Annotated in this window: 3 protein-coding genes; 2 read left to right on the top strand and 1 reads right to left on the bottom strand. The window is 41.4% G+C overall.

The window, feature by feature from the left end:
* Positions 1-163: 163 nt before the first annotated feature.
* A complete protein-coding gene (locus GKO01_RS15550; RefSeq protein WP_099287783.1) occupies positions 164-1,057 on the bottom strand; it encodes a LysR family transcriptional regulator in 894 nt (297 codons plus the stop codon).
* A 537-nt stretch (positions 1,058-1,594) separates the two neighbouring features.
* Here GKO01_RS15550 and GKO01_RS15545 point away from each other — a divergent pair.
* Both GKO01_RS15545 and GKO01_RS15540 read left to right on the top strand, forming a co-directional pair.
* Positions 1,595-2,335 (top strand): YoaK family protein, encoded by a 741-nt coding sequence (locus tag GKO01_RS15545; protein ID WP_099287782.1) that lies wholly within the window; start codon positions 1,595-1,597, stop codon positions 2,333-2,335.
* 58 nt (positions 2,336-2,393) lie between these two features.
* On the top strand, positions 2,394-3,527 hold the full coding sequence (locus GKO01_RS15540; protein ID WP_099287781.1) for a cupin domain-containing protein: 1,134 nt from the start codon (positions 2,394-2,396) through the stop codon (positions 3,525-3,527).
* Positions 3,528-3,750: the final 223 nt, after the last annotated feature.

Raw genomic sequence — 3,750 nt, 5'->3', positions numbered from 1 at the left:
AATCTGTGATCATCAGCTCAAAATTATAATAATTTCATACGATTTTATTAGGGACAATTTGGAATTAATTTCCGACATGTCGTTATTATCGCTCGCATTTCATACGAGAGATAATAAATAAAAAATACGTTATTTATTTTTTTTTGGAAAAATATAAAAAACATTATGTATTTATTTTGGCGGCAAATTTTATAAAATCGGCGAGGTACTGAAGCTCTTCGTCTGTTTCGCGTCTACCAAGAAAAATTTGCTTTGCAATTCCGAATTTGCCAATTTGTACTGAGTGCAGGCCAAATCGGGGCGCATATTCTTCTACCAGCCATTTAGGAAGAACAGCGACTCCCCGGCCATGTTCGACCATGACCAGCATGATATCAGTCGTCTCGATTTGTTTCTGCTGACGTGGCGCGATGCCAGCAGGCTGAAGAAATTGAGTGAAGATATCCAATCTTTCTGTGGGGACAGGATAAGTTATGAGGGTTTCATTGATCAGATGCTCTGGAAGGATATATTCGACATTCCGTAAAGGATGATCGTTTCCAACGACAAGGACAAGTTCGTAGTCAAATACTGGCGTAAATATTAGGCCTTGTTTATGGATTGGATCGGGAGTCACAAGGATATCAATTTCGTTGTTTAGTAATGCTCCAATGCCGCCGAACTGGAATTTTTGTCTGACATCGACATCAACTTTTGGCCAGCGCTCAAGGTAGGGAGATACAACATTGAGCAGCCATTGATAACAAGGATGACACTCCATCCCGATCCTCAATATTCCACGTTCGCCATTGGCAAATTGTTCCAAACGTTCCTCAGCGAGTGAGAATTGTGGCAGTAGTCGATTTGCCAGTGAGAGCAGCCATGCGCCGGCTTGTGTGAGAACCAGAGAGCGCCCCTCGCGTCGCCAGATTTTTACGCCAAGTTGAATCTCAATCTTGCGGACTGCATGGCTGAGAGCGGGTTGTGTCAGATTCAGTCGCGTGGCCGCTGCCGTTAACGAACCTTCTCGTGCGACTTCCTGAATAATCATGAGATGGTTGCGTTCGAGGATAGCCATGGTCCACCAATTATATGTACAGAGTTATCTTTTGATAAAATAATATCACTTATGTCTATAATATGAGGTTAAATTTTCTGAACTGCGTCAGTAAATTTAGCCTTGTTCCTTCTGTGGAGTTGTCTGGAGTGAGCAAAGTAGGCCTGTATAATGCCGCAAAAGAGGGTTTTACGTGTGATAGGCAATCGGTGGCGGAGCATAGAACAAATTTATGGCGGACTGTGTTGGTCATCCATGGGATTTTGAGTGCGGATGGATGATAAATTTCCCATAATATATTCTATAATAATTATCTTTCACCCAAAGACATTAGAAATAACCATGTGCCTCATTTCAAAATCCTATTTTAATGATTCGAGGTTGAGATAATTCATTAAGATTGGTTGACATTAATCAAATTCTTTCCTGTTGGCAGATGAATGAGAAATTTTAATTTTTTCTGATAGGAACTTATTGTCTTTAAGAATGTTACAGGTCCCGGAGATATTTCGTCGGTTCATAAATAAATTATTTAACAATAATCTCTAAGGGAAAAATATGATTGAATCTAATTCAATAGAAAGTGCTCCCAAAAGTAACTTTCCCCTTATGGAGAATAAAAAAATTGGATTCATTCTTGCTTTTTGTGCAGGATTGATGAATGCATGGACTTTTTTTCACGCACAAACCTTTGCTACTGTCCAATCTGGTAATGTAATACAGGTTGGTTATCGTTTGGTGGAAGGTAATTGGACTGCATTTTGGTTTGCTCTTAGTTCTGTCGTTGCTTTCGGTCTCGGTTCAGCCTTGTGCGGCGTTTTGATGAGCACTCTCCTGAAAGAAGGGAGAGCCTTTTCAAGTGTTGTATTGTGGTCAGAGTGTATTTTACTTTTTATTATAACTGTGTTGGCATTTTTTAGTACAATTTCAGTAAACTTCTTGGCTGTAGCTATTAGTTTTGTCGCCGGAATGCAGGGTAACGCCTTTCATAAAGATCATGGAATGCTCTATGGAAACGTGGCTGTTACTTTTGTTGTTCAAATGGCATTCAATTTCTTGGCTCAGAGCTTCTTCAAGAAAAATGGAATCAATGGGGATTCCAATCTGATGTGGTCAGGAATATTTTTCTTTGTTTTATTTGGCTTTGCCTGTGGTGGAGCACTCGGATTTTTCTGTGATAAAAATATAGGAGACAACATGTCTCTAATTATCGCTATTTTTTCTCTTATGATAATCGCTATTTTTTCAAGAAAAAATAAATCAGACTCAGACCCGAGGACGGGCGCTACGTTCGTTTAATGAAATTCGTTGACAATATTGCGTTCATTTTTTCTTTCTTTGAATGGGGTGATTAGTGATGGAAGACTTGAAACAGCCAATTATGGGCTCTAAAGGAGCTGACATTGTTGGACCGCGTAACCCGGAAATTGAACGGCAAAATCCAGATATCTTTCTGCCGCCGGCAACAGATAAAGGTGGCATTCCTAATCTAAAGTTTCCTTTTGCCATGGCGCATAACCGTCTTGAAGATGGTGGATGGGCAAGAGAAGTTACCTGCCGTGAAATGGGCGCGTTGAAAGAACTCGCTATCGTCAATATGCGACTGCCGCCTGGTGTTGTGCGTGAAATGCATTGGCATAAAGAGGCGGAGTGGGCTTACGTCCTAAAGGGAAAAGTTCGCTTCTACCTTATGGACGACCAGCGCCAGACACTTATTGAAGATTTGGAGCCAGGAGATTTATGGTTCGCTCCAGCGGGCTTCCCGCATGCTATTCAGGGCTTGGAAGAAGGTACGGAGTTCGTACTTGTTTTCAATGATGGAAATTTTTCAGAAAATCAAACATTGCTGGTAACGGAATTATTTGCGCATATTCCTCTAGAAGTTCTGGCAAAGAATTTTGGTGTGCCTGAGGCGGCTTTTGCAAATATTCCTTCGCATGAAAAATATATTTTCCGGCAACCGGTTCCGCCCCCGCTTGAGCAGGTGCGTCGGGATCTTGGAGCGGTAAGTTTTACAGATAAATACGTATTTCGTGCTTCTGCTACCCCGCCCACAGCTTATCCGGGAGGCGCCACGCAGGTTATTGATTCACGCAATTTTAGTGTGACGACATTGGCTGCTTTGATTATTGATCTCGAACCGGGTGGAATGCGTGAAATTCATTGGCATCCGGATGCTGATGAGTTGCAATATTATATTTCAGGAAAAGCTAGAATGACGGTGTTTGATGCCGTTGATAACGCAAGAACATTTGATTTTGTTCCCGGTGATGTCGGCTATGTTCCAAGAACTTTAGCTCATTACATTGAAAATATAGGAGACGAGCCGGTGCGGGTCATTAACGTATTTCATACGGGACAGTATAAAGACATTTCATTCAACAATTGGTTAGCGTTAACGCCTGCACACCTAGTTAAAGGGCATCTTGAGGTTGACGATCAGTTCATTGATCATCTCAGGAAGACGCGGCAACCTGTTGTTAAAAAATAGTACATATATCGAGTATAAATAATATTTTTTGCTTCATATTTTATGGAGTCAATCATTACCATCTATGTTGTCATGCTTATGGCCAAATATAGATGTAAATAAACACTGATTGTCGCTTGCCGGGATCTTGGTAGACGACAATCAGTGATATTTTGAAAGCCTTTCTATCAGGCTCTGAGGTCGCGCAACAGGTCGTGGCCGTGCTGGGCAGCCATGCCGCTTT

Source organism: Gluconobacter kondonii (assembly GCF_002723995.1).
Taxonomy (GTDB): domain Bacteria; phylum Pseudomonadota; class Alphaproteobacteria; order Acetobacterales; family Acetobacteraceae; genus Gluconobacter; species Gluconobacter kondonii.
This window is presented reverse-complemented; position numbering and strand designations above follow the sequence as displayed.

Excerpts from the sequence above, each read along its gene's own strand:
- GKO01_RS15550 (WP_099287783.1), bottom strand. The coding sequence starts at position 1,057 with ATGGCTATCCTCGAACGCAACCATCTCATGATTATTCAGGAAGTCGCA.
- GKO01_RS15545 (WP_099287782.1), top strand. The coding sequence starts at position 1,595 with ATGATTGAATCTAATTCAATAGAAAGTGCTCCCAAAAGTAACTTTCCC.
- GKO01_RS15540 (WP_099287781.1), top strand. The coding sequence starts at position 2,394 with ATGGAAGACTTGAAACAGCCAATTATGGGCTCTAAAGGAGCTGACATT.